Annotated in this window: 15 protein-coding genes and 2 pseudogenes; 11 read left to right on the top strand and 6 right to left on the bottom strand. The window is 57.7% G+C overall.

Features of this window, described 5'->3' with window-relative positions:
• The first annotated feature begins 127 nt into the window (after window positions 1-127).
• A complete protein-coding gene (locus tag AABO57_04905) occupies window positions 128-1,567 on the top strand; it encodes a hypothetical protein (protein MEK6285059.1) in 1,440 nt (479 codons plus the stop codon).
• A 69-nt stretch (window positions 1,568-1,636) separates the two neighbouring features.
• Here the strand turns inward: AABO57_04905 and miaA are convergent, their stop codons facing one another.
• From miaA to fmt, 4 genes are all read right to left on the bottom strand, one after another.
• Window positions 1,637-2,581 carry a tRNA (adenosine(37)-N6)-dimethylallyltransferase MiaA gene (gene miaA / locus AABO57_04900; protein MEK6285058.1) on the bottom strand — a complete coding sequence of 315 codons (945 nt, stop codon included), beginning with the start codon at window positions 2,579-2,581 and terminating at the stop codon, window positions 1,637-1,639.
• Between the two features lie 1,079 nt (window positions 2,582-3,660).
• Window positions 3,661-4,044, bottom strand: coding sequence for a helix-turn-helix domain-containing protein (locus AABO57_04895; protein MEK6285057.1), 384 nt, complete (start codon window positions 4,042-4,044; stop codon window positions 3,661-3,663).
• Window positions 4,041-4,346, bottom strand: a complete 306-nt coding sequence (locus AABO57_04890; GenBank protein ID MEK6285056.1) for a toxin — start codon at window positions 4,344-4,346, stop codon at window positions 4,041-4,043. Before AABO57_04890 ends, AABO57_04895 begins: the two co-directional genes overlap by 4 nt.
• A 178-nt stretch (window positions 4,347-4,524) precedes the next feature.
• Window positions 4,525-5,499 (bottom strand): methionyl-tRNA formyltransferase, encoded by a 975-nt coding sequence (fmt, locus tag AABO57_04885; GenBank protein ID MEK6285055.1) that lies wholly within the window; start codon window positions 5,497-5,499, stop codon window positions 4,525-4,527.
• 296 nt (window positions 5,500-5,795) lie between these two features.
• Here fmt and AABO57_04880 point away from each other — a divergent pair, with 296 nt between their 5' ends.
• The 6 genes and pseudogenes from AABO57_04880 (at window position 5,796) to AABO57_04855 (ending at window position 12,256) form a co-directional block, all read left to right on the top strand.
• Entirely contained in the window at window positions 5,796-6,713 is a 918-nt protein-coding gene (locus AABO57_04880) for a dihydrodipicolinate synthase family protein (GenBank protein ID MEK6285054.1), read from the top strand.
• 20 nt (window positions 6,714-6,733) lie between these two features.
• Window positions 6,734-8,542, top strand: coding sequence for a bacillithiol biosynthesis cysteine-adding enzyme BshC (gene bshC, locus AABO57_04875; GenBank protein ID MEK6285053.1), 1,809 nt, complete (start codon window positions 6,734-6,736; stop codon window positions 8,540-8,542).
• 192 nt (window positions 8,543-8,734) lie between these two features.
• Window positions 8,735-9,169 (top strand): annotated as a pseudogene (locus AABO57_04870) (nuclear transport factor 2 family protein).
• Window positions 9,170-9,244: 75 nt separating this feature from the next.
• A pseudogene (locus AABO57_04865) lies at window positions 9,245-9,574 on the top strand (FKBP-type peptidyl-prolyl cis-trans isomerase).
• A gap of 107 nt (window positions 9,575-9,681) precedes the next feature.
• Window positions 9,682-10,632, top strand: a complete 951-nt coding sequence (locus tag AABO57_04860) for a cation diffusion facilitator family transporter (protein MEK6285052.1) — start codon at window positions 9,682-9,684, stop codon at window positions 10,630-10,632.
• 70 nt (window positions 10,633-10,702) lie between these two features.
• Window positions 10,703-12,256, top strand: coding sequence for a glycosyltransferase family 87 protein (locus AABO57_04855; protein MEK6285051.1), 1,554 nt, complete (start codon window positions 10,703-10,705; stop codon window positions 12,254-12,256).
• 30 nt (window positions 12,257-12,286) lie between these two features.
• Here AABO57_04855 and AABO57_04850 read toward each other — a convergent pair whose 3' ends face one another.
• Both AABO57_04850 and AABO57_04845 read right to left on the bottom strand, forming a co-directional pair.
• Window positions 12,287-13,372: a hypothetical protein gene (locus AABO57_04850; GenBank protein ID MEK6285050.1), complete on the bottom strand. Its 1,086-nt coding sequence runs from the start codon at window positions 13,370-13,372 to the stop codon at window positions 12,287-12,289.
• Between the two features lie 40 nt (window positions 13,373-13,412).
• Window positions 13,413-14,345, bottom strand: coding sequence for a VWA domain-containing protein (locus AABO57_04845; GenBank protein MEK6285049.1), 933 nt, complete (start codon window positions 14,343-14,345; stop codon window positions 13,413-13,415).
• A gap of 454 nt (window positions 14,346-14,799) precedes the next feature.
• Between AABO57_04845 and AABO57_04840 the strand changes: the two genes are divergently transcribed.
• The 4 genes from AABO57_04840 to AABO57_04825 all read left to right on the top strand — a co-directional run bounded on the left by AABO57_04840 (window position 14,800) and on the right by AABO57_04825 (window position 20,194).
• Entirely contained in the window at window positions 14,800-15,609 is an 810-nt protein-coding gene (locus tag AABO57_04840) for an SDR family oxidoreductase (GenBank protein ID MEK6285048.1), read from the top strand.
• Between the two features lie 22 nt (window positions 15,610-15,631).
• The gene (locus AABO57_04835) at window positions 15,632-16,441 is read left to right on the top strand and encodes a hypothetical protein (protein MEK6285047.1); all 810 of its coding nucleotides are present in this window, start codon (window positions 15,632-15,634) and stop codon (window positions 16,439-16,441) included.
• Window positions 16,442-16,501: 60 nt separating this feature from the next.
• The gene (locus tag AABO57_04830) at window positions 16,502-18,091 is read left to right on the top strand and encodes a M28 family peptidase (GenBank protein MEK6285046.1); all 1,590 of its coding nucleotides are present in this window, start codon (window positions 16,502-16,504) and stop codon (window positions 18,089-18,091) included.
• Between the two features lie 258 nt (window positions 18,092-18,349).
• Window positions 18,350-20,194, top strand: coding sequence for an amidohydrolase (locus AABO57_04825; protein MEK6285045.1), 1,845 nt, complete (start codon window positions 18,350-18,352; stop codon window positions 20,192-20,194).
• Window positions 20,195-20,214 lie beyond the last annotated feature (20 nt).

The raw sequence follows: 20,214 nt of genomic DNA, 5'->3' as shown, positions 1-20,214 counted from the left end.
TCCGTAGTCAGTAGTCCGTTGCTCCCCTGCTGCAACACTGACCACTGACCCACTACTGACTGCCTACTGACTACGGACCACGAACTACGGACTACTGACCTCCTCCATGTTCATTCCTCGCGGAAAAATGATCCACGAAAATCTGGCGACCAGCTACGTGCAGGTGGATGCGCTTGTTGCCGATCTCGGCGAAGGTGGCTTCTCGGGTGTTGTTGAAGTAGTGCTCCGCGATACGGATAGCTTCGTCATTATCAGCGCCGGCCGTGTGGCTGCCGTTGTCGAAAGGCGCGGCGAACACGCCCAGGGCAGGGTCGCTTATACTCGCGCAACTATTGAGCAGCTCGCAGAGCGTGCACGACGGGAACGGGGTCGCGTTTCGATCTACGGCTACCCCGCATCCACGGCTGCTGCCGTCGCCGGTAGGATAAACGCGCGGCCGCTTTACGTCGGGTTGAGCACCGAATTTACCGACCTAGAGAAGATGATCTGGAAGCTCGTCCGCGAGCGCGATCGCGAGTGGTTCATCGAAATCTACGCCGAAAGCGCACCAGGCACCCTGATACACATGCGCGATGGCCGCTGCCGAATCCTGAACTCAGAACTTGCGCCGGCCGAGGAGACTGAGGCGCTGGACCTGATGGGTAACACGGCGCTCGCCAGGCTGCTCGATGAAGGCAACCGTGCGGCGGCAAGTTTCGATGTGTACTTCAGACCCGCGGCCGAAGCCGACGTCGCCGCGACTGACCGCGTTGCTTTTGAAGCTGCGGAGCCGATCTCAGATTTTCACCCGATCGAGACGCCGATGAATGAGACGCACGTCGAAGCGCAGCCGGCTAACAGTCTCGACGGCCTCGATCATAGGCAAGCGAACGACACGGGGAGAGCGGCATCCGGACCGTTGACGCCGCACGATATGTCGAGTCCGGATGTTTGGCGGCTGCCCCCGGATCGCCCAGCGGGCGAGCCCGAAGCGCTAATCGAGGGTTCAAACAGCGCGCGATCGGCTGCTGCAACCGGGCCGATGTCAACGCTACCCGAAGAGATCGCCACATGGCCCGAAGGAACTCTCGCGATCGAGAGGCCGGGCGGCCCGATTGAGACGGAGGCTCTCGCCTTGTCGCTTGGAACCGGTGAGCTTTCAGTATCAGCAGACGCCGAAGCTATGGCCGAGATCAAGCGGCTGATGGGCGAGATAGCTCGGACGATCGAACAGGCGGCACAGGCAGTCGATCGACCCGAGAGCTTCTCGATGTCCCTGCGCGCCGGGCAGTTAAAGATCGCCGACCGCTACCCGTTCCTCGATCCGTTTGCGGGTGAGATCGAATACCTGGCGGGCGAAATTGTTTTCGTAGGACACGCCACCGCCACAGAGTTCATCGCCGGCTTAACGGAAGCTCTCAAACTCGCAGTTGCTGCGGTGACGCGTTCCACCTCGTACGCAGACAGGTTTCGCGCTTACGTGACTGAGGATCTGCAGAAACTGCTCGCGGGCAATCGAGCGGAGTTTGAGAGCTTTGGCCTCGATCGAGTGATCGAGAAGATAACCGGCTCTTGGAATAATGACTGACGACTGGCGACCGATGACGGATGACCGGAGACGGTCGTCCGTCATCTGTCGTCGGTCATCTGTCGTCGGTCATCTGTCGTCGGTCAGCGCGCGGCTCGCTTCCTCGAAGGCCTCGGGCTCGTCTCCGAATCGATCGATCCACCTCACTCCAGGCCAGGAGCGCCACCAACTAAGCTGTCGCTTGGCGTAGTGACGCGTGTCCAGCTTCATCTGATTGAGCGCATCCTCACGCGTACGCTTACCGTCGAGATATTCGACCACTCGGCGGTAGCCGTGAGCCTGAAAGGCTTTTGCCGTTGACGGAATGCCCGAGGCGATCAGCGATTCGACTTCTTCGACCAGCCCGCGCTCGAACATTTCATTGGCCCGTGTGTTGATGCGCGCGTATAGCTCTTCGCGCGGCGGGTTGAGCGCGATCACCCGAACGCGTGAGGCAAGTTCGGGCGGGGGAGGCGTCGCCGGTTGGGACTCCGAAATGCGCCGGCCGGTTTGAAGGTAGACTTCCAGCGCGCGCATCGTACGCGACCAATCACGCGGACTAAGATTCAACGCGGCTTGAGAATCAACGCGCGCGAGCATGCGATGCAGGTGCTCCGGGCCGTGCCTGTCGCGCAAATCAACAAGCCGGTCGCGAAGCGCGGGGTCGGTCGGCGGTCCTTCAAACAAAGGCTTCATCAACGCGCGCAAGTAGAAGCCCGTGCCGCCGACGAAAACCGCGCAGTGATGACGAGCTTCGACTTCCTGGATCGTGCGAGCGGCGAGGCGTGCGTAGTCGCCCGCGGTGAAGTTCTCCGTCGGCTCGGCGATGTCGATCAGATGATGCGGCACCCCTCGTTGCTCGGCTATAGGGACTTTAGCTGTTGCGATGTATATTTCCCGATAAACCTGGATGGAATCCAGATTGATGATCTCTCCGTTGCGGGCCAGAGCCAGCTCGATGCCCAGTTCGCTTTTGCCGGAAGCAGTGGGCCCTACGACGGCGGGAATCAATTCTGTTTCGCGCTCGGGACTCACGTCTCGATGTTACCAAGAGGGGTGGCGTAGATTGAACTCGATTTCTTCCTGGCCGGGTGTGGCGTTGGCGCCAAAGCTGGCACGCGAGTAGTTACGCGAAGTGTCATTTACAACGCTGAAAAGAAAGGGCCCTGGGGTGGAGTGTCAACAATGTCAAGCCTGACCCCTCCGACCACTTTTTGCCGACATCTGGCAGACAATCTCACTGGCAACTTCACGCTAAGGCCTATCACACTTCACGTGGAACTAGTTGCTGAAGAGTCTTACTTGCTCGTCAGAGAAAACATGATTCTGGGTTTGGTCGTGTTCGTGCTTATGTAGGAATTCGTCTTGGAGTTTGTGTAAGGTGTCGTAGAAATTTGTCTGGTTGGATTTTGATTGCAGGGTGTAATTTGCGTTTTCGTTTGCTTTCGAGTCTGTCGTGTATTTCGTGGATGTCGCGTAGAAGATCTTAATTTCGCATTTGAAGTCTTAGTCGCTTTGGCCTTAGCTTTCGGTTTGTGTTTCGGTTTCTGTTTTGGTTCTCCTCTTGACCCCGGAGGGTTGGTTATTCTCTGATCCGCTGGACCAAAGATGCTGAAGTTCACGAAGCAGCCGCTTGGGGCTACAGTGAACGTTATGGTCAACGCGACCGTTATTGCCAACTGGAGGTTTATTCTCCTCATACGCGTCCTCCTTGTCTTCAAATTTACAAAAGGAACCGTAATGGTCGTGATAAACCTACAGCGTGAAGTTGCCAGTTAGATTGTCAAACACCAGGGCACTACTTCGCGATAGTGCTACCAAAGAGTCTACCGAACGTGTCTTCCGAAAGGCAAGAGGAAAAATCAACTTGTGGCTTCTCGCATTAACCTCTTGTTTGTGCCTTCCGCTTCATTTGTTCGACAGAAACCAGTAGGTAGATATTTTGAAGGACTGATGCGTCCCCTGCTTTCTCAAATGGCCGAGACGCGTCAGGAGGCGTCAGGGTTGAGTTTGTTGAGATTTGGACCGCGCTGGGAATCTAAGCAGCCGACGTAGGGGAATGTAGAAATGTCGACAAACTCAAGCCTGACCCTCCTGACGCTGTCTCCCGCGATCTATACTGAATCAAATAAGGCTTCGGGGTGCTTCTCGGCAATAGCCAGCAACTTCAAGGCAGCATCGCTTGGAGTTCGACGCCCAGCCTCCCAAGCTTGAATGGTCGAGGGACTAACGTTTAGAGCTCGGGCCAGCATTCCCTGGGAGAAGTTGAGCCGCTCTCGAAGCTGAACTATATCTTTTTTGTTTCGTGGCCGCGGTTCGGCAGGCGCCTGGCGGACGCTTATCCGTCCGCCAATGAGTTTTGATCCTTGGACCATCGCGAGCGCTTGGCTGGCTGATTCAAGTAGGTCGGAAGACTCTCTATCCGTCATCAGGCGTTCGCGTTTGGTCACGGGCTTGCGCGCAGACTTAATCTGCTTCATTTTTGCTTTGCCGCTCATTTGATCGCTCCCTTAATCTGGCTCACAAACTGGGCCAGTTGCTTTTTCACTTTGGCCGATAAGTCGGCCGCGTCATTCTTGGCAAACAGGTATAACAGGATTATGTGATGATATTCGGGAAAGTACGCGTATATGTACCTGTAACCGCCTCGCTTCCCTCTTCTGAAAGCTGGATCGCCTATTCTGGCTTTCCGGGCTCCGTGCGTGCCCTGAATGACATCTCCACGTTCAGGGTTCTTCAATAAGTCGTCTTCGATGGCAAAGAGCACTTTCATCGATGCCCGCTGTTCGATCTGTCTCATGAATATCGGCGTCTCAAAAAAGCTGTAGAGCCTTTCGGGCGATTTGCTCAAGGCGCTCCCTTTGCAATTACCTTTCTATAACGTAGTTACTATACTACCCTGTCACAGAGTACGGTACTGGCGTAACCAAGGGCAAGCGGAGGGAATTCAAAAACTCGAGAGAAGAAGAAGGTCACCTTCACTGCGAAGGATTCAGTGCTGGAGGCTGGACCAGATCATTCCTGTTGATTAGGTCGCCTGGTTTCAACCGCGCGCCGTTTGCGAACTCGCGCGCCGAGACACGTCGTTTGCCTTCGATCTGAACCTCCTGGATGAGCAGAGCGCTCAAGCCGCTACACGCAATCGTGAGCCCCGATTCGTCGATGTTCAAAATAGTTCCAGGTTCGGCCGCAAAGTCCGCTTCTTGGCGAGAGGGCGCTTCAGATCCCTGCCATACGATCAGCCGCCCGCCGCGGAAGTTGGTATAGGTGCCCGGCCACGGTTGAAACGCCCGAACGCGATTAGCTATTTCGCTCGCGCTCATTCGCCAGTCGATCAATCCGTCTTCGCGTTTGAGCATCGGCGCGTAAGTGGCTTCGCTATCGTCTTGAGTGAGTGGCGCGATTTCGCCTCGCTCGATGCGCGGAAGCGTTTCGCCCAGAAGCTCCGCTCCCAACTGAGCGAGGCGCGTTGAAAGCACAGGAGCGGTTTCTTGATCGCCGATCGATATGGAGAGCTTTGCCAGCATCGGTCCGGTATCCATCCCGGCGTCCATTTGCATGATCGTCACGCCTGTTTCGCGCTCGCCGTTCGCGATCGCCCAGTTGATCGGCGCAGCGCCGCGATACTTCGGCAGCAAGGATGCGTGAACGTTGATACACCCGAGTCGAGGGATGGAAAGCATCCACTGAGGGAGGATCTTACCGTACGCCGCGACCACGCATGCATCGGGCGATATGGCCTCGAAGATCGCGCGCACCTCGTCGTTGCTTTTGATCTTTGCCGGCTGGTGCACGGGGATGCCGCGTTCGACCGCCAATGCTTTAACCGCGGGAGTGTTCAGGTGCTTTCCCCGGCCCGCCGGCTTGTCAGGCTGAGTGAACACAGCCGCGACTTCGTGGCCGTCACGTATCAACCGCTCGAGCGACGGGACTGAGAATTCAGGCGTGCCCATGAAGATCAGTTTCACGATTCATTCATAACCCAGGCGGGAATCAAACACAAAGGCACTAAGGCACGAAGGGAAAACCAAGGAAGATCACAACATAGCTCGGCATCGGACTGAGCAAGGGTCGGTGCGTCGCGTGATTCTCAGAACTCGGACCTCATTTCTTCTCTTCGTGCCTTAGTGCCTTAGTGCCTTTGTGTTTTATTCCCAAAGTTGCGTGCGCGAGCTATCGACACCTATAATCGCACTTTACTTTGCAGCCGGCTGAAACTGCCGACTGGACGAAAGCGTAGAATAGAACAATGTCTACCAGCGAGCGCCCCATCAACCTCAACGGAATACTCCCGCCCATAACCACGCCGTTCAACCAACGCGGCGACGTTGACTATGCAGCGCTTTCCTCAAACATTGCTCGCTACAACGAGACCGGGCTCGTGGGTTATGTCGCCTTAGGCTCAAACGGCGAAGCAGTGCACCTCAACGCCGACGAACGCAGAACAGTGATTGAGACGCTCAAACGCGCGGCCACAAGCACGCACACGATCATCGCCGGTGTGAACGAGCTTTCAACCCGCGCAGCCATCGAAGCGGCGCGAGCCGCAGCCGATTGCGGGGCCGACGCCGTGCTGGTCATCACTCCGTACTTTTACAAATCGTCGATGACTCAGGAAGCGCTCGGTCGCCACTTCACCGAGGTCGCCGATCATTCACCGATTCCTGTTTTGATTTACAACGTCCCACAGAACACCGGAGTGGTTATCGAGCCGGCGACGATCGCCGCGCTCGGTGCGCACGAGAAGATCATTGGTGTAAAAGACAGCGCGGGAAACATGGGAGCGATGTCGGAGACTATCCGGCGCGCGCCTGAAGGGTTCGCGGTGATGGTCGGAAACGGGGGCATTGTGTACCCCTCGCTTACGATGGGAGCGACAGGCGCGATCCTCGGTGTTGCATGCGCCGCCCCGCGCGCCTGTGTAGAGCTGTACGCCGCGGTCGATTCCGGCGACCACGCGCGAGCGCGCGAGCTTCAACATCGCCTCGCGCCGCTGTCGCACATAGTAACGGCAGGTTTGAGTGTGCCCGGATTAAAGGCTGCGATGGATATGCTGGGGTATGCCAGCGGGCTTCCGCGCGCCCCGCTCAATCCAGTAAGTAACTCGCATAGAGAGCAGATCAAGGCGGTGATTCGCGAGACCGGGCTCTTCCCGGAAATTGAGTGACGCGTGAAACGTGATGCGTGATGCGACGACAGATGACCGATGACGGACGACCGGAGACGGTCGTCGGTCGTCGGTCGTCGGTCGTCGGTCATCCGTCGTCGCATCACGTTTCAAGAATGAAAACTATGACTGCCGACTGTAACAATCTCGAGGCTGCTGCCAATAAACTTACTGATGCGGTGCGGTTCACCGACATCCCGCGCATGACTCCTCTGTTCACGGATTTCTTGTACGACTATCAGAAGGTCGCGCGGTTTTATCCAAACTACGGCCGTTCGGTCGAGCCTCTCGCCGATCATTCCCGCCGCGTCGGAGCGCAGGAGTTCGATCGCAAGCGCGTGCCCGACGCGCTCGAGCGAATCAATCGCCGGGCCGGTTCCCCCGAGCTGACGTTCAAGCATATCGAGATGCTTCGGCATCCGGGTTCGGTCGCGATCGTAACCGGACAGCAAGCAGGGCTGTTCACCGGCCCTCTGTACACCATCCACAAGGCGCTCACCGTGATCAAACTGGCCGCTTGCCTTCGCGATCAGGGCGTTGAGGCCGTACCCGTTTTCTGGGTTGCGAGCGAAGACCACGACTACGAAGAAGTGAACCATTGCCGAGTCGTCGACCGCGAAGGACATTTGAAACGGATTCAATACGAGGCAAGCGGTCATAAACCCGACGAGCCGGTCGGCAGCGTTGTGCTTTGCGAAGACATAAGCCAGACGATTGACGATCTCATCGCGCAGCTCGCGCCTTCGGAGTTCACGCCGGCGCTCGAGCGCGACCTGCGCGAGAGCTATGAGAAAGGCGTCGGATTCGCGGAGGCATTCGAGCGATTGATGGCGCGGTTGTTCCGCGATTACGGCGTCGTGTTGCTGGACCCTCTCGATGATGAATTGAAGCAGGTCGCCGCTCCGCTTTATGAACGCGCAATCCAGAAGTCGAGCGAGATAGCCCGGGCTCTGGTCGAGCGGAGCCGCGAGCTCGAGGAAGCGGGTTATCACGCGCAGATCAAAGTATCCGAAGACATGGTTCCGCTGTTCATAATGGACGATGGACGACGCAAGGCAATCACACAGCACCAGGACGGGCGCTTCACGGTGAAAGGCTCGGACCGCTCGTTCGCCGCCGAAGAGCTTGTTGAGCTGGCGGCTCGGTGTCCGAGTTGCTTTAGCCCCAACGTAACGCTGAGGCCGGTGGTTCAGGATTACTTGCTGCCGGCTGCCGCTTACATCGGGGGTCCGGCGGAGATCGCCTACTTCGCGCAGCTTCGCGCGGTGTACGAGACGCTCGGCCGCCAGGAGCCGTGTGTTTTGCCGCGCGCGAGCCTTACGATCGTGGAAGGCCGTCATCAAAAAACGATGCAGAAGTACGGGCTGGAACTTCGAGACTTCTTCGATGGGTTGCACCCGGCGGTTACAAAGGTCGTCGAGCAGAGCCTCGATCGAAACGCAGCCGGCGCATTCACCGAAACTGAGCGATTGGTGAACGAACAACTGGACAAGCTCGGAGAAGCATTGCAGCAGACTGACGCTACGTTGAGTGACCCGCTAAAACGAGCTCGCGAGAAGATTACTTATCAGTTGGAACACCTGCGAACTCGCTTCATCCACGCAAGCGCGCATCGCGAACAGACCGCATACCGCCAGGTCGAGCGCGCGTACACTACCCTTTGCCCGGACAAGAACCTCCAGGAGCGCGAGCTGAATGTCTACTACTTCCTGTCGCGCTACGGACCCGCCCTGATCGAGGAGTTGTACAACGCCGCCGAGTTGGGCTTCTCTAATCACAAGTTGGTATACGTCGGCGGAGTCGCGTCTCAAGTTGTCAACGCTCGTTGATCTCTGGGAGCGCAGGCATCCCTGCCTGCTCCCGCCGACTCAGAAAACCGCGGAAGAATATGCACGCGGGGATGCCTGCGCCACAAAGCCACAACTTGCCGTTGCTTGATAGAGCAATATAAACTCTTGCGCTGTGCAAACGCCGATGCGCCGCGCAAAGATCCGGCAACGGCGCCGCGAGGGGAGAAGCGAATGAAGCGTGCAAGCCTGGTCATATTGCTGATGCTGGTGATGACATCCGTTGCAGTCCCGCAAACGAAGGGGAAGCGAACTGCAAAGGCCCGGCAGAACAAACCCACCGTGGCCAGCATCGAGCGGCTCAAAGACCTGAAGCTTTACTGGGCCGAGGCTTTTAAGAACCGCGACTTAATCGCCCTCCACATAATTCTGGATGACCAGTTCAATTTCACCGACGATAATGGGCAGGTCTCCGACAAGACGCAATATGTCGATACTGTGATGATGGCAATCAAGGTTGAATCATATAAGCTCGATGACGTGACGGTTCGAGCCTATGGCGACACGGGTGTTGTTGCGGGCCGCTGGACTGGCAAGTTCACAGTCTACGGCAAGGATGCCAGTGGCGACTTCAGGTTTACCGACACGTTCGTTCGCCGACTGGGTGCGTGGCGAGTGGTTGCGTCGCAGGATACTCGGATACCACGGAAAGGGAGTGCGGCTGTGGGTGATGAAATTACGACTACGACCCCTTCGGGGCTGAAATACGTTGATCTGGTTGTCGGGACAGGCGGGAGTCCGAAGCCCGGCCAGATGGTGACCGTTCATTACACCGGGAGACTTGAGGACGGAACCAAGTTTGATAGCTCTGTTGATAGGGGTCAGCCCTTAACTTTTTCGATTGGCATGGGTCGCGTCATCAAAGGCTGGGATGAGGGTGTCATGACGATGAAAATCGGCGGCAAACGGAAGCTGATAATCCCGCCGGACCTCGCCTACGGCGCGAGCGGCAGACCGGGGATTCCGCGGAATGCGACGCTGATTTTTGAAGTTGAGTTGCTCGGCGTGAAGTAGCGTAGACTTCCCTGGGAGCGCAGGCATCCCTGCCTGCTTTTTCTCACGCAACGCCAGGCACGCAGGGGCGCCTGCGCTCCCAGGGACAGCCGGCCACGGCAATCCGCATGTCCGAAGCACACAAGAAAGAACACGCTCACAGTCACAGAAGCAACCGGCGGCGTCTTACCGCGGTGCTCGTGCTGACGTTCGCCTATATGCTCGCGGAGGCAATCGGCGGGTTCCTCACCAACTCGCTTGCTCTGCTTTCTGACGCCGGGCACATGCTGGCGGATGTCGCGTCGCTCGTGTTGGCGCTGCTTGCGTTGTGGTTCTCGGCCCGTCCCACGACCGCTAAAAAGACCTACGGTTATTACCGGATGGAAATACTGGCGGCGCTTGCGAACGGCTCGACGCTGGTGGTCATATCCCTGCTGATCGCCTACGAGGCGTTTCACCGGATCAAATCACCCGAAGAAGTGCGAGGCTTCGAAGTCACCTTGATCGCGATCGGCGGACTGGTAGTCAACGCGGTCAGCGCGTTTATTTTACACTCGGCATCCGAACAGAACCTCAACATGCGCGGCGCTTTTCTGCACGTGGTGGGCGACGCGCTCGGCTCGGTCGGCGCTATCGTGGCGGGCGTCGTGATCTGGCAGTGGGGATGGGCGCTGGCCGATCCGTTGATCAGCATCGCGATTTGCTTGCTGATTATGTACAGCTCGTGGCAGCTCATCCGTGAGTCGGTAAACATACTGTTGGAGGGAACGCCGTCGCACATCAACATCCGCGCGGTTGCGGCGACGATGCAGCAGGTATCCGGAGTAATCGATGTGCACGACCTTCACGTGTGGACTATCAGCTCCGGGATGGAAGCGCTTTCGGCTCACGTGACGATCGAACCGGGCGTCTCGCACAGGGCGGCGCTCGAAGCGCTTCAAGAGCGGTTGCGTTCCGAGTTCAACATCGGGCACGTAACCATTCAAATCGTGTCCCCGGATGAGCCGGAAATCCCGGGCGGCAGGCTTTACCAAATCCTGCGAAAGGGCGAGGCGGAGCCTGGGGTGGAAGGCCATTAAAAAGATATCGGAGAGAGATGACCGCTGCTAAACCGTCCTTCGACCGCAAGGCTTAGAGAGGCGTCTAGAGTTGAACCCATTCACACGCGCGCGACTAGACGTCGAGCCCTCATCCTGCGCGGCTGCCGATCGAATGATTGAGACAACCAGAACCGACATACCGAGCCCACAGCAAACGCCCGAGCCGATTGTTGCGCGCTTCAGTGCTGTCGTTCCCCTCGCGCTCCTTGTGCTGGGAACCGCCAGCGCAGGACTTTATTTTTGGGGCCGCGATCTGCACCGCTTCACGCAATGGATCGCCGCTTATGTCGGTCTGTTTGTCGGCCAATTGGGCTTTTACGTCGTGGCCTGTTACGTTGTGCTGCGCTGGAGCAAACGCTCGTCGCCCGCCGCAAGATGGGCGACCATCGGTCTGGTGATCTTTTTTGCCGCAGGGTTTCGTGCGGTGCTGGTGCCGCAACGCCCGTATCTGTCCACCGACGTCTACCGCTACATCTGGGACGGCCACTTGCAAGCGGCGGGAGTTAACCCGTACCGCTACGTTCCTGAAGCCCCCGAGCTGAGCAGCCTGCGAGACGACAAAATCTTTCCGAACCTCAACCGCGAAGACAGGCAGTGGTTGTCGGCTTATCCGCCGATGGCTCAAATTGTTTTTTTCGCGGTGTCGTGCATTCGGCCGATGAGCGTGGCGGCGTTCAAGGCTGCGATGGCGTCGTTCGATCTGATCACGGTGCTGCTGCTGATGCTGGTACTCGCGCGGAGCGGTCTCGATCCCGCGCGCGCGATCATTTTTGCGTGGCACCCGCTGGTGATCTTTGAGGGCTCACACAGCGGACACATCGAATCGGTTTTCGTCGCGTTCTTAGCACTTGCGCTTCTGATGTGGTCGACGGGAAAGCACGCGCTGACCGGTGTGTCGCTCGCCCTCGCAACGTTGGTCAAGTTCTATCCGATTCTTCTGCTCCCGGTCTTTCTTAGCGCAAAGAGAGATCAGTCGCCGAGCGATGCTCCACTTGGCCTCGCAAGGGGCGAGCGTTTAACGCTGTCCGCTCTTTTCGAGAAGCGCTCACTGACGATGCTCGGCGCTTTTGCCGCGACCGTCGTGCTTGCATATTTGCCTTACGCCGGCGCCGGCAGCAATGTGTTTGGATTTCTGCGCGGCTATATAGAGGAAGAGGGGTTCATCCAAAGCGGCTCGAGGTACTTTCTGCTTGCCGCGGTGCGCGAGCTTATCCCCGTGCCGACCGTTGGATTCCTGGTTGTGGCTGCGATCGCTTTTGCCGCGGCAACGCTATGGTGGGCGCTCAAGAAAAAGCTTGATGCCTGCGATGTCGCCCTTGGAGCAACAACGCTCATTGGGCTGTTTCTGCTGGTGACCACGCCGCGGTATCCTTGGTACTACGTCTGGATAATCCCGTTCCTTTGCCTCGCGCCGCGGATTGGTTGGTTGTATCTGACCTGCGCGTCGACGCTGTTATACCTGGTGTGGTACACGCCGCTGGTCTATCCCGAGATCCCGCTCTGGTTGGGTGCCTGTATCTATGTTCCGACTCTCGGTTTGCTTGCCTGGGAGTATTCGAATTTGCGCTGGAAGCGTGGACGTCCTGCGCGCAATGCGATCTAGTCTGAAATTCACCGCCCTGTCGCCTACTGATCACTCCACACTGAAGTCCATCTCCTGGCGGATGACGCTGCGACTATCTTTTCCTCTCAGCTTGTCGCGAACGGTCACCTCCAAAGTGTAATCGTCGGGTGGAAGCTTCAGGAGTTTAACAATGCCGCCAGTGATGACTCGAGTCGGCGTGCTCCCCTGCGTCGCCAGGACCGGCCGCGGCACCCCGTTGTACACGACCTGGCTACCCTTCAAGATTCGCGCGCGCATCTCGAGCTGCGGCTGCGTCGTCTTGCGGTCAAGCTTCGGATTGTAGATCGCCAGCGAATACGAAAACTCACCGTCCCGAGCGAAGCGTCTTTGCGACGGCGTGCCTCCCTCGCCTGCCGTGTTGACGACCTTTCCTTCTTCAACGGCCTGGCCGCTAACGAAAAGACTGCTCGTCGATAAGCGGTCGGCCTTCATATCCGGAATTTCGATATAGTCGTTCGCGGTCCCAATGAGTCCTGAGTCCGCTTCGCGTACGAAGAGTCTTATCTGATAGACGCCGGGCTTCACGTTCAAAGTCCGTGTGGCTACCAGTCCTCTTTTGAGAACGGCCTCATAGGTTCGCGCCTGTAGGTTCAACTTCAGAGTGTTTGAGAACGAATCAACCACCTTCCCGTTAGCATCGAGCACAAAGCCGAGTTGATCGAGCTTGTTCTGAAATCGGCCTTCGGATTGAGTGAAGCTCAGCTTGGATGCATCGATGTGAAGCAACAGACTGACAACCGGCTCGCGTTGGGCGTTGTCGGTGTAAAGCGGCGTCAGGCGAAGGTCAAGGTCGCGTCGCACAAGCGGCGACGAGATGGCTTCAATCGCCTCGGCAATTTTGGGATCCAGCTTCGCCTTAGAATCGGGTTGCGGCGACTTCGCAACATAGCCCTTGCGGAACGACGCAGTAAGGCCGGGCCGGTTGCGAACGACAACTTTGATCTTGTGAAACTTTCCGTCCCAGCGGCTCGCCTCCGGATAGAAGCCCAGCATGTAGTACGCGGAGTTCTCCTCGAGCATTCGATCGAGCCCCTGCTTGATATCGTTGTTGTTCCCAAAGAACTTTCCCCCGGTGTCAGCCGCGATCGCCCTCAAGCTGTCTTGAGACTCGTGGAAGTCGTCTCGTGTTGCCGTGTCAGCATCCGGGTCGAACTCGTCTGCCGCACTGGCTACAAGAGGGTCCAGTCCCCGCGGGATCGATCGTGTAGAAGACCACGTTTGCGCGCGCGGCGAGGCCGGTTGTCCTATTCACGGAGTCAGTCCTCTGCGTTGTGAAGATCCTGAGTCCCTCGGATACGAACACGCTGACCTTGCGGCCTGGAAGCTTTGTCATCGCTTTGATGGTTTCATCCAACGCGTTGAGAGTCGCGCGTACGTCGGCTTCTTCGAGCGGGTCAGGCATCGCTCCAAAGGGTCCACCCCCGCGAGACATCGATGACCCGCCAGCCGCGCGTCCACCCATGCCCATCTGGCCACCAGGCGTACCCGAAAGGCGGGCGAAGCTTCGATAGGGAGTGGAGCCGTTCGAAAAAAAGGAAGGGCGGAGGCGGTCTATCGCGCGATGCAGTATGCGCCGGTCGGATGTGAATTGCTGAAACACGCCCGAGCCTCCTCCCGTCGGCAGTATCAACACCAGGTCACCGGGCTGCATCTTGTTATCGACAAAGTCTTCCAGCATCCTCCGTGTCCGATTGACGTTCTCGAACTTGATGTGAAGCGTGTCTACGACGAAGGCGATCACTCGTTTGAGCTCACCGGCGGCGATAGCTCGCGGCAACGAGCTGGTCCCGGTCGTTTGATCTGCGACCCGTCTCTTGTCGCTCTGTTCGTAGGAGAAGTTGGTTATGTGCTGGGGCTTGTTGTTGTCGTACAACTCAAAGTCTTCCAGCTTGAGTCCGGCCACCGGCTTATTGGTCTTGTCAGACACAAGAACATCGATCTGTACAAGCTCCGTGGTGAGCTTTATCGCGCCCTGGTCTTGTTTCTTTTTGTCCTGCGCGCCCAAAGCGAGTGCCTGGCAGGAGATCAACACAACCAGCAGCAAGATCGAGACTCTATTTTCTCTCAAGGGTTACCTCCGATGGCTTCGAGTCGGCGGTGCGCCGGCGAGTCGTGCAAAGCAGGCTCTCGTACACGAGAGAGTTTAACAGCACACCCACCAATTGGACGACAACAACAGGGCGCCGGCAGTGGGGTACTTACAGATCTAATCGGAGATGACGTGATTCTCTGCCAGATTACAACTCCAACTCGCGCGGACGGATATTCGATTCCTCTCTCAAGAGCTGATTTTGTGAGTGGCAGGATAGATCATGATTCGGCCATACGTCCTAATCATCTGTTTACCGCCGACTCTAGAATCATTGCTTATTGTGCAGGAAAGTTATCCCAAGCGAAAACGGATGAAGTCATCAACAAAGCAATAGAAATCATCAAGTCTTAACCCGCCGGCTTGATTAGACTGCGAGCTTGATAGACACTTGTGTTCCGCCACAACGGTAGGCCGTGGAGGAGAATCAAGCTTGTCACACTTGGACGATCCATTCGATTTTGATTTCAACGAGCGGTCGTTAGCCAGCCGCGTAATCCTTGTAGCCGGCGGGACGGGTGGGCTCGGCAGCGCGGCCGTTGCGCTGCTGGCTCGCGACGGAGCCACCGTCGTCGCGGGTTACCGGACTGACCGCGTCCGAGCTGAAGCCCTGAAACAGGCTGTGGAGGCCAAATACAAAAGCACCGTCCATCTGGTGGAAGGCGACATCTCGGAACCGGCCGTGCGTGCGCGCTACGTTGAAACGGCCGATGCAATCGGTGAGGGCGTGTACGGGCTGGTCTGTTTCACCGGCGATCCGGCGCGGGTGAAGTTTGAGGATGTGACCGATGCCGACTTGCACGATTCTATGCAGAAGAACTACGTCGCGCCGCTCCTGCTTGCGCGAGAAGCCGCGGCCCGGATGGCGAAGCGCGGCAACGACGGCGCAATTGTGCTGCTCTCGACGATGCAGGCGGTGGCCGCTTTTGAATCGAGTATCAACTATGCCGGTCCCAAGACTGCGTTGATTCAAGCCGCTCGAATCATGGCCAAGCAGTTGGGCGGACCCGGCGGAGTCCGTGTCAACGTAGTCGCGCCGGGCGTCAACCGCGCCGGCATGGCTCTGAAGTCTATCGAGTCCGGGAAGTACGACTTCTACGTCGATCAGAAGATCATCCCGCGGTTTGGCAGACCCGAGGATGTAGCTCGGGTGATCAGGCTGCTGGTCGAACCCGACAACTACATCACCGGTCAGGTGATCACGATTGACGGCGGCTTGACGCTTCGACGCGACCGCGGTTAGTAGCGGATATGGAGTCATATCCATGAAGACAAAAGAAATCCTCAACCTTGCTGACGATCCCCGGTTCATCGAGGGCATCTACAACTACTGTGATCGTTGGTGTGAGCGTTGCCCGTTTACTTCCCGCTGCATGCTCTATGCAATGGAAGAAGAGGATCGCGATGATCCCGCCGCTCACGATATAAACAGCGACGCGTTCTGGACAAAACTGGGGGCGATATTCAAACAGACTCACGAAATGATCGCTAAAATGGCGGCGGAACAGGGCATCGATCTGGACTCGATAGACACCGAGTCTGTGATGGAGGAAGAGAATCGACAACGGGCGAAGTCCGAAAGCAACCCGCTATCACAATCGGCAAAGCAATACGTCAAGCTGGTTAGTGAATGGTTCGATCGCGAGTACCCCGCATCCGAGCAAGAGCGCGATGCCGACCCGACCCGTACCGACCTGCCGCTCGTCGACTTTGACGCTCAGGATCGCGCTTCCAATATACAAGACGCGATAGAAGTGATTCGTTGGTATCAGTTTCAAATTGCGGTGAAGATCATGCGGGGGCTCATGGGAGACGAGCCCGTAGAAGACTACGAACCGGAAGGCGTCAGGCAGAGAGACTCGGACGGTTCCATCAAAGTCGCATTGATCGGGATGGAGCGCTCCATCAGCGCGTGGGGCAAGCTGCGCGAGCTTCTGCCTGAAAAGACCGCCGGCATCCTTCCGATGATGCTTCATCTGGAGCAACTGCGCCGCGGGACTGAGCAGGCCTTTCCTAACGCGAACAGTTTCGTGAGACCAGGCTTCGACGAAGCCCCAGACCGGTTCGTGAGCTAAAGGTTTCGACTCGCGCGTCCCGCCGGACAGTCTGGAACGCAACGATCAAAGAGGTGACGGATGACATTTGATGTTAAACACGCGGCACTTTTCTATTCGACTCGTTTCATCCGCAGTGTTCTTTTACTGATCATCGGCGTTTGCTGTCTCAGCGCGCAGCAGGCGCCGCGGCAATACACCATAACGCCGGACACTCGGGCTGCGCTTGATCGGGTTTCTGCCGACTCGCTGCGCGGGCATCTGTCGTTCATCGCTTCGGATGCGTTACAGGGCCGGAACACTCCGTCTCCCGGACTCGACATCGCCGCGGAATACGTCGCCGCGCAGTTTCGACGCGCGGGTCTCGAGCCGGCCGGCGGCGAAGGCTTTTTTCAAGCTGCCAACTTTCTGCTCTCGGAAACGCCAATGGACGCCTTTGAGTTGAAGCTCAAGGCCGGCGCCGAGACGATAAGCGTCGCCAAAACCCAGGTGAGCCTCAACATCGCCAAAGAGCTGAATGTTTCAGCCCCGGTGTTAAAGGTCGACTTCGCGGACGCATCCGCTGCAGCGGCGCTCACGCCCGAGCAGGTTGAAGGCAAGGTGGTCATCACTGAAATCCCCGACCCTCGTCGTGCAGAAGGGCCCCGCAGGCTTGAGTTGTTCATGGCTCGAGAGGAATTCCTCAAGAAGATGACCGTGCTAAAAGCCGCGCTGGTGATATCGATCGATCGCCTGAGCACCATAGGCGCTGGAGCCGGACAAGGTCGTTTGATAGATCCCGAAGACAGGAGGGCGTTCTTTCGAGAGTCGAGCATGCCGGTGATAACGGTTCACGATCCCAAAGTCATCAAGCTTTACGACGAGCTGAAACCCGGGGCGGCAACCGCGGAGTTGCAGCTTCGGTTGCCTGCGCCGGTCGAGCGGCCAGTGCGCTTGCGAAATGTTATCGGGTTGCTGCGCGGATCGGATCCGATCTTGAAAGACACCTATGTCATGGTTACCGCGCACTACGATCACATAGGCACGCGCCTCGAGCTTGCGGGCGACAACATCTTCAACGGCGCGAATGACGACGGCAGCGGGACCGTTTCTGTGATCGAGCTGGCCACGGCGCTCTCGACTGTGAAGCAGCGTCCGAAGAGAAGCATCATCTTTATGACATTCTTTGGCGAAGAGAAGGGACTGCTGGGTTCGCGTTATTACGGCCGTCATCCGGTTTTTCCGATCGCAAAGACGATTGCCGACATCAACCTCGAACAGGTGGGCCGCACTGACAGCAGCGAAGGGCCGCAGGTTGCGAATGCGACGCTGACCGGCTTCGACTACTCCGAGGTGGGAACGATTTTCCAGGCGGCCGGGAAACTGACTGGAATCACGGTCTACAAACACGAACAGAACAGCGACTCCTTCTTCGGCCGTAGCGACAACCAGGCGCTGGCAGACCAGGGCGTGCCTGCTCACACGCTGTGCACCGCGTTTGTCTACCCGGACTATCACGGAGCCGGCGATCACTGGGACAAGATCGATTACGCCAACATGGAAAAAGTAGATCGTATGGTTGGTCTGGCGCTCATCATGATCGCGAATAACCCGGAAGCGCCGAAGTGGAACGAAACGAATCCTAAAGCCGCGCGCTACGTGAAGGCGTGGAACGAACATCAAGGCAAGTGAGGCAACCCGCGCGAGAGCTTCAGCGCGGGAGGAGATTACCGCAGTCGTGGGCCATCGACACATACGATCGGCCCGTGAACCGTGTGTCAGAGAAAATGTCGCCACCCGCTTCGCGAGTTGGTGACTCGCTTGGGAAGCCCACCACGGGTTCGCGGACTCACCCGTGGCTTTACTCCGTCATCCCTTTCGGGATTCGAGCCGTCGAGCCTGAGCCGAGCTTGGCAGTCAATCGGCGCTTTGAGCAAGAGGAGCAGAACCATGTTCAAACGCATTTTGATCGCCGTCACGGTTTTCGCGCTTGCTTCGTGTGCGCCTTCTCTTACGTTCACGATTGCCGCCCAGGAGATGATGTCGCCTGACCCTGCGGACTTGATTCTTCGCAACGGTCTCATCTACACCGTTGATCCTACGAACACAATGACCGAAGCCGTAGCTATCCGCGGCGGCAAGTTCGTCTTCGTTGGTTCAAACCAGGACGTGAAAAGGTATAAGGGCAAGCAAACTCGAGTGATCGACTTGAAGGGCCAGTTCGTTGTTCCAGGCTTCAACGACAACCACGTTCACTTCGCTTCGGCGGCGCAGTTCCTCGAGTTCAACATCATGCGCGTCACGACTCAACAGGAGTTCGCCGCGCGAGTTAAAGACGTGGTTGCGCGCTTGCCCAAGGGTGAGTGGATACTGGGCGGCTATTGGGGCGCTTACGATCAGTGGGCTGCCGGAAGCGCAGGCAGCGGCCGCCGCGAGCCGTTCTCACCCGACATGCGAGCCGTTGAGGTGATGAGCAAGGACCACCCGATGCTCATCCGAAAGTTCGACGACTCAGAGTTCGCCGCGAACGCGCCCGCGATGCGCGCAGTCGGAATCGATCCTGCTGACCCGAAGCTTCCGGCTGCGGCTCGCGCCGCAATGGCGGAATCAAAGAGACAAGGAACTGAGCCCGCCGGCTCGAAGATCGAGGGCGTCGAGTTCATCACGGATTCCGGCGGGCGCTTCAATGGACATATGCGCGGGCGAGGCGTGATGAGTCTCTTCGCCTCCGTGATTCCGAAGAAGTTTTCGCACGAGCGGCGCATCCAACAAACAAAGAACGCGCTCGCCGAAATCCGCCGTTACGGAGTGACCAACGTTAGCGACATGTCCGACGACGAGCAACTCGACATCTATCGCGAGCTGCACAAGGCAGGCGAGCTGACTGTGCGCGTTCATTTCAGGCCGGGGCTCGATCGCGCGCAGGAAATGTCCGATCGCGGAACCCGGGTCGGATCGGGCGATGAGTGGATTCGGCTCGGCGCGGTGAAGGGTCACATAGACGGGATCATGGGAACGAGCACCGCGCGGTTCTTCCAACCATACTCGAATGATCCGGCGAATCGCGGCAAGTGGCGGCCGCTGATGGTCGATGAAAAGGGCAACTTCGTCGAAGGCAAGTTTCTTCAGTACATGCTCGACGCGGATCGCCTTGGCTTGCAGATAACGGTGCACGCAATCGGCGATGAAGCAAACAGCGTCTTGCTCAACTACCTCGAAGAGTTGAACCGGCAGAACGGCGTTCGCGATCGGCGCTTTCGTTTGGTCCACGCGCAGGTTATCGCGCCCGATGACTTCAAGCGATTGGGCAAGCTTGGCGTTATAGCAGAAGTTCAGCCGTTTCATCTGAGCGACGACATGCGTTGGATGGAGGAGCGCATCGGCCGCGAGCGTTGCAAGGGCGCTTACGCGTTTAAGAGCATCAAGGACAGCGGGGCGGTGTTGTGTTTCGGGACCGATTGGCCGGGAACATCTGCTTCTGAGTATCCGATCAATCCGATGCTGGGGCTTTATGCGGCGGTGACTCGTCAGACGTTGAGCGGCGAGCCGGCCGGTGGCTGGTTCCCCGAGCAACGGATATCGATGGAAGACGCGATCCGGGCTTACACGTACAACACGGCGTACGCGAATTTCGAAGAGAAGATCAAAGGCTCGATCGAAGTGCACAAGGTTGCTGACCTGGTGGTGCTGACAAAGAACCTGCTGCAGGCGTCCCCGCGCGAGATACTTGATACGAAGGTGGTGTACACAATCGTTGGCGGAAAGATTGCGTATGGGTCGTCAGCGAGTTCTTGATCCCAACTTCACTCGTCTTG

This window comes from Acidobacteriota bacterium (assembly GCA_038040445.1).
Lineage (GTDB): Bacteria > Acidobacteriota > Blastocatellia > UBA7656 > UBA7656 > Onstottus_A > Onstottus_A frigus.
The sequence above is the reverse complement of the archived record's forward strand: the minus strand, read 5'-3'. Positions and strand labels throughout refer to the sequence as shown.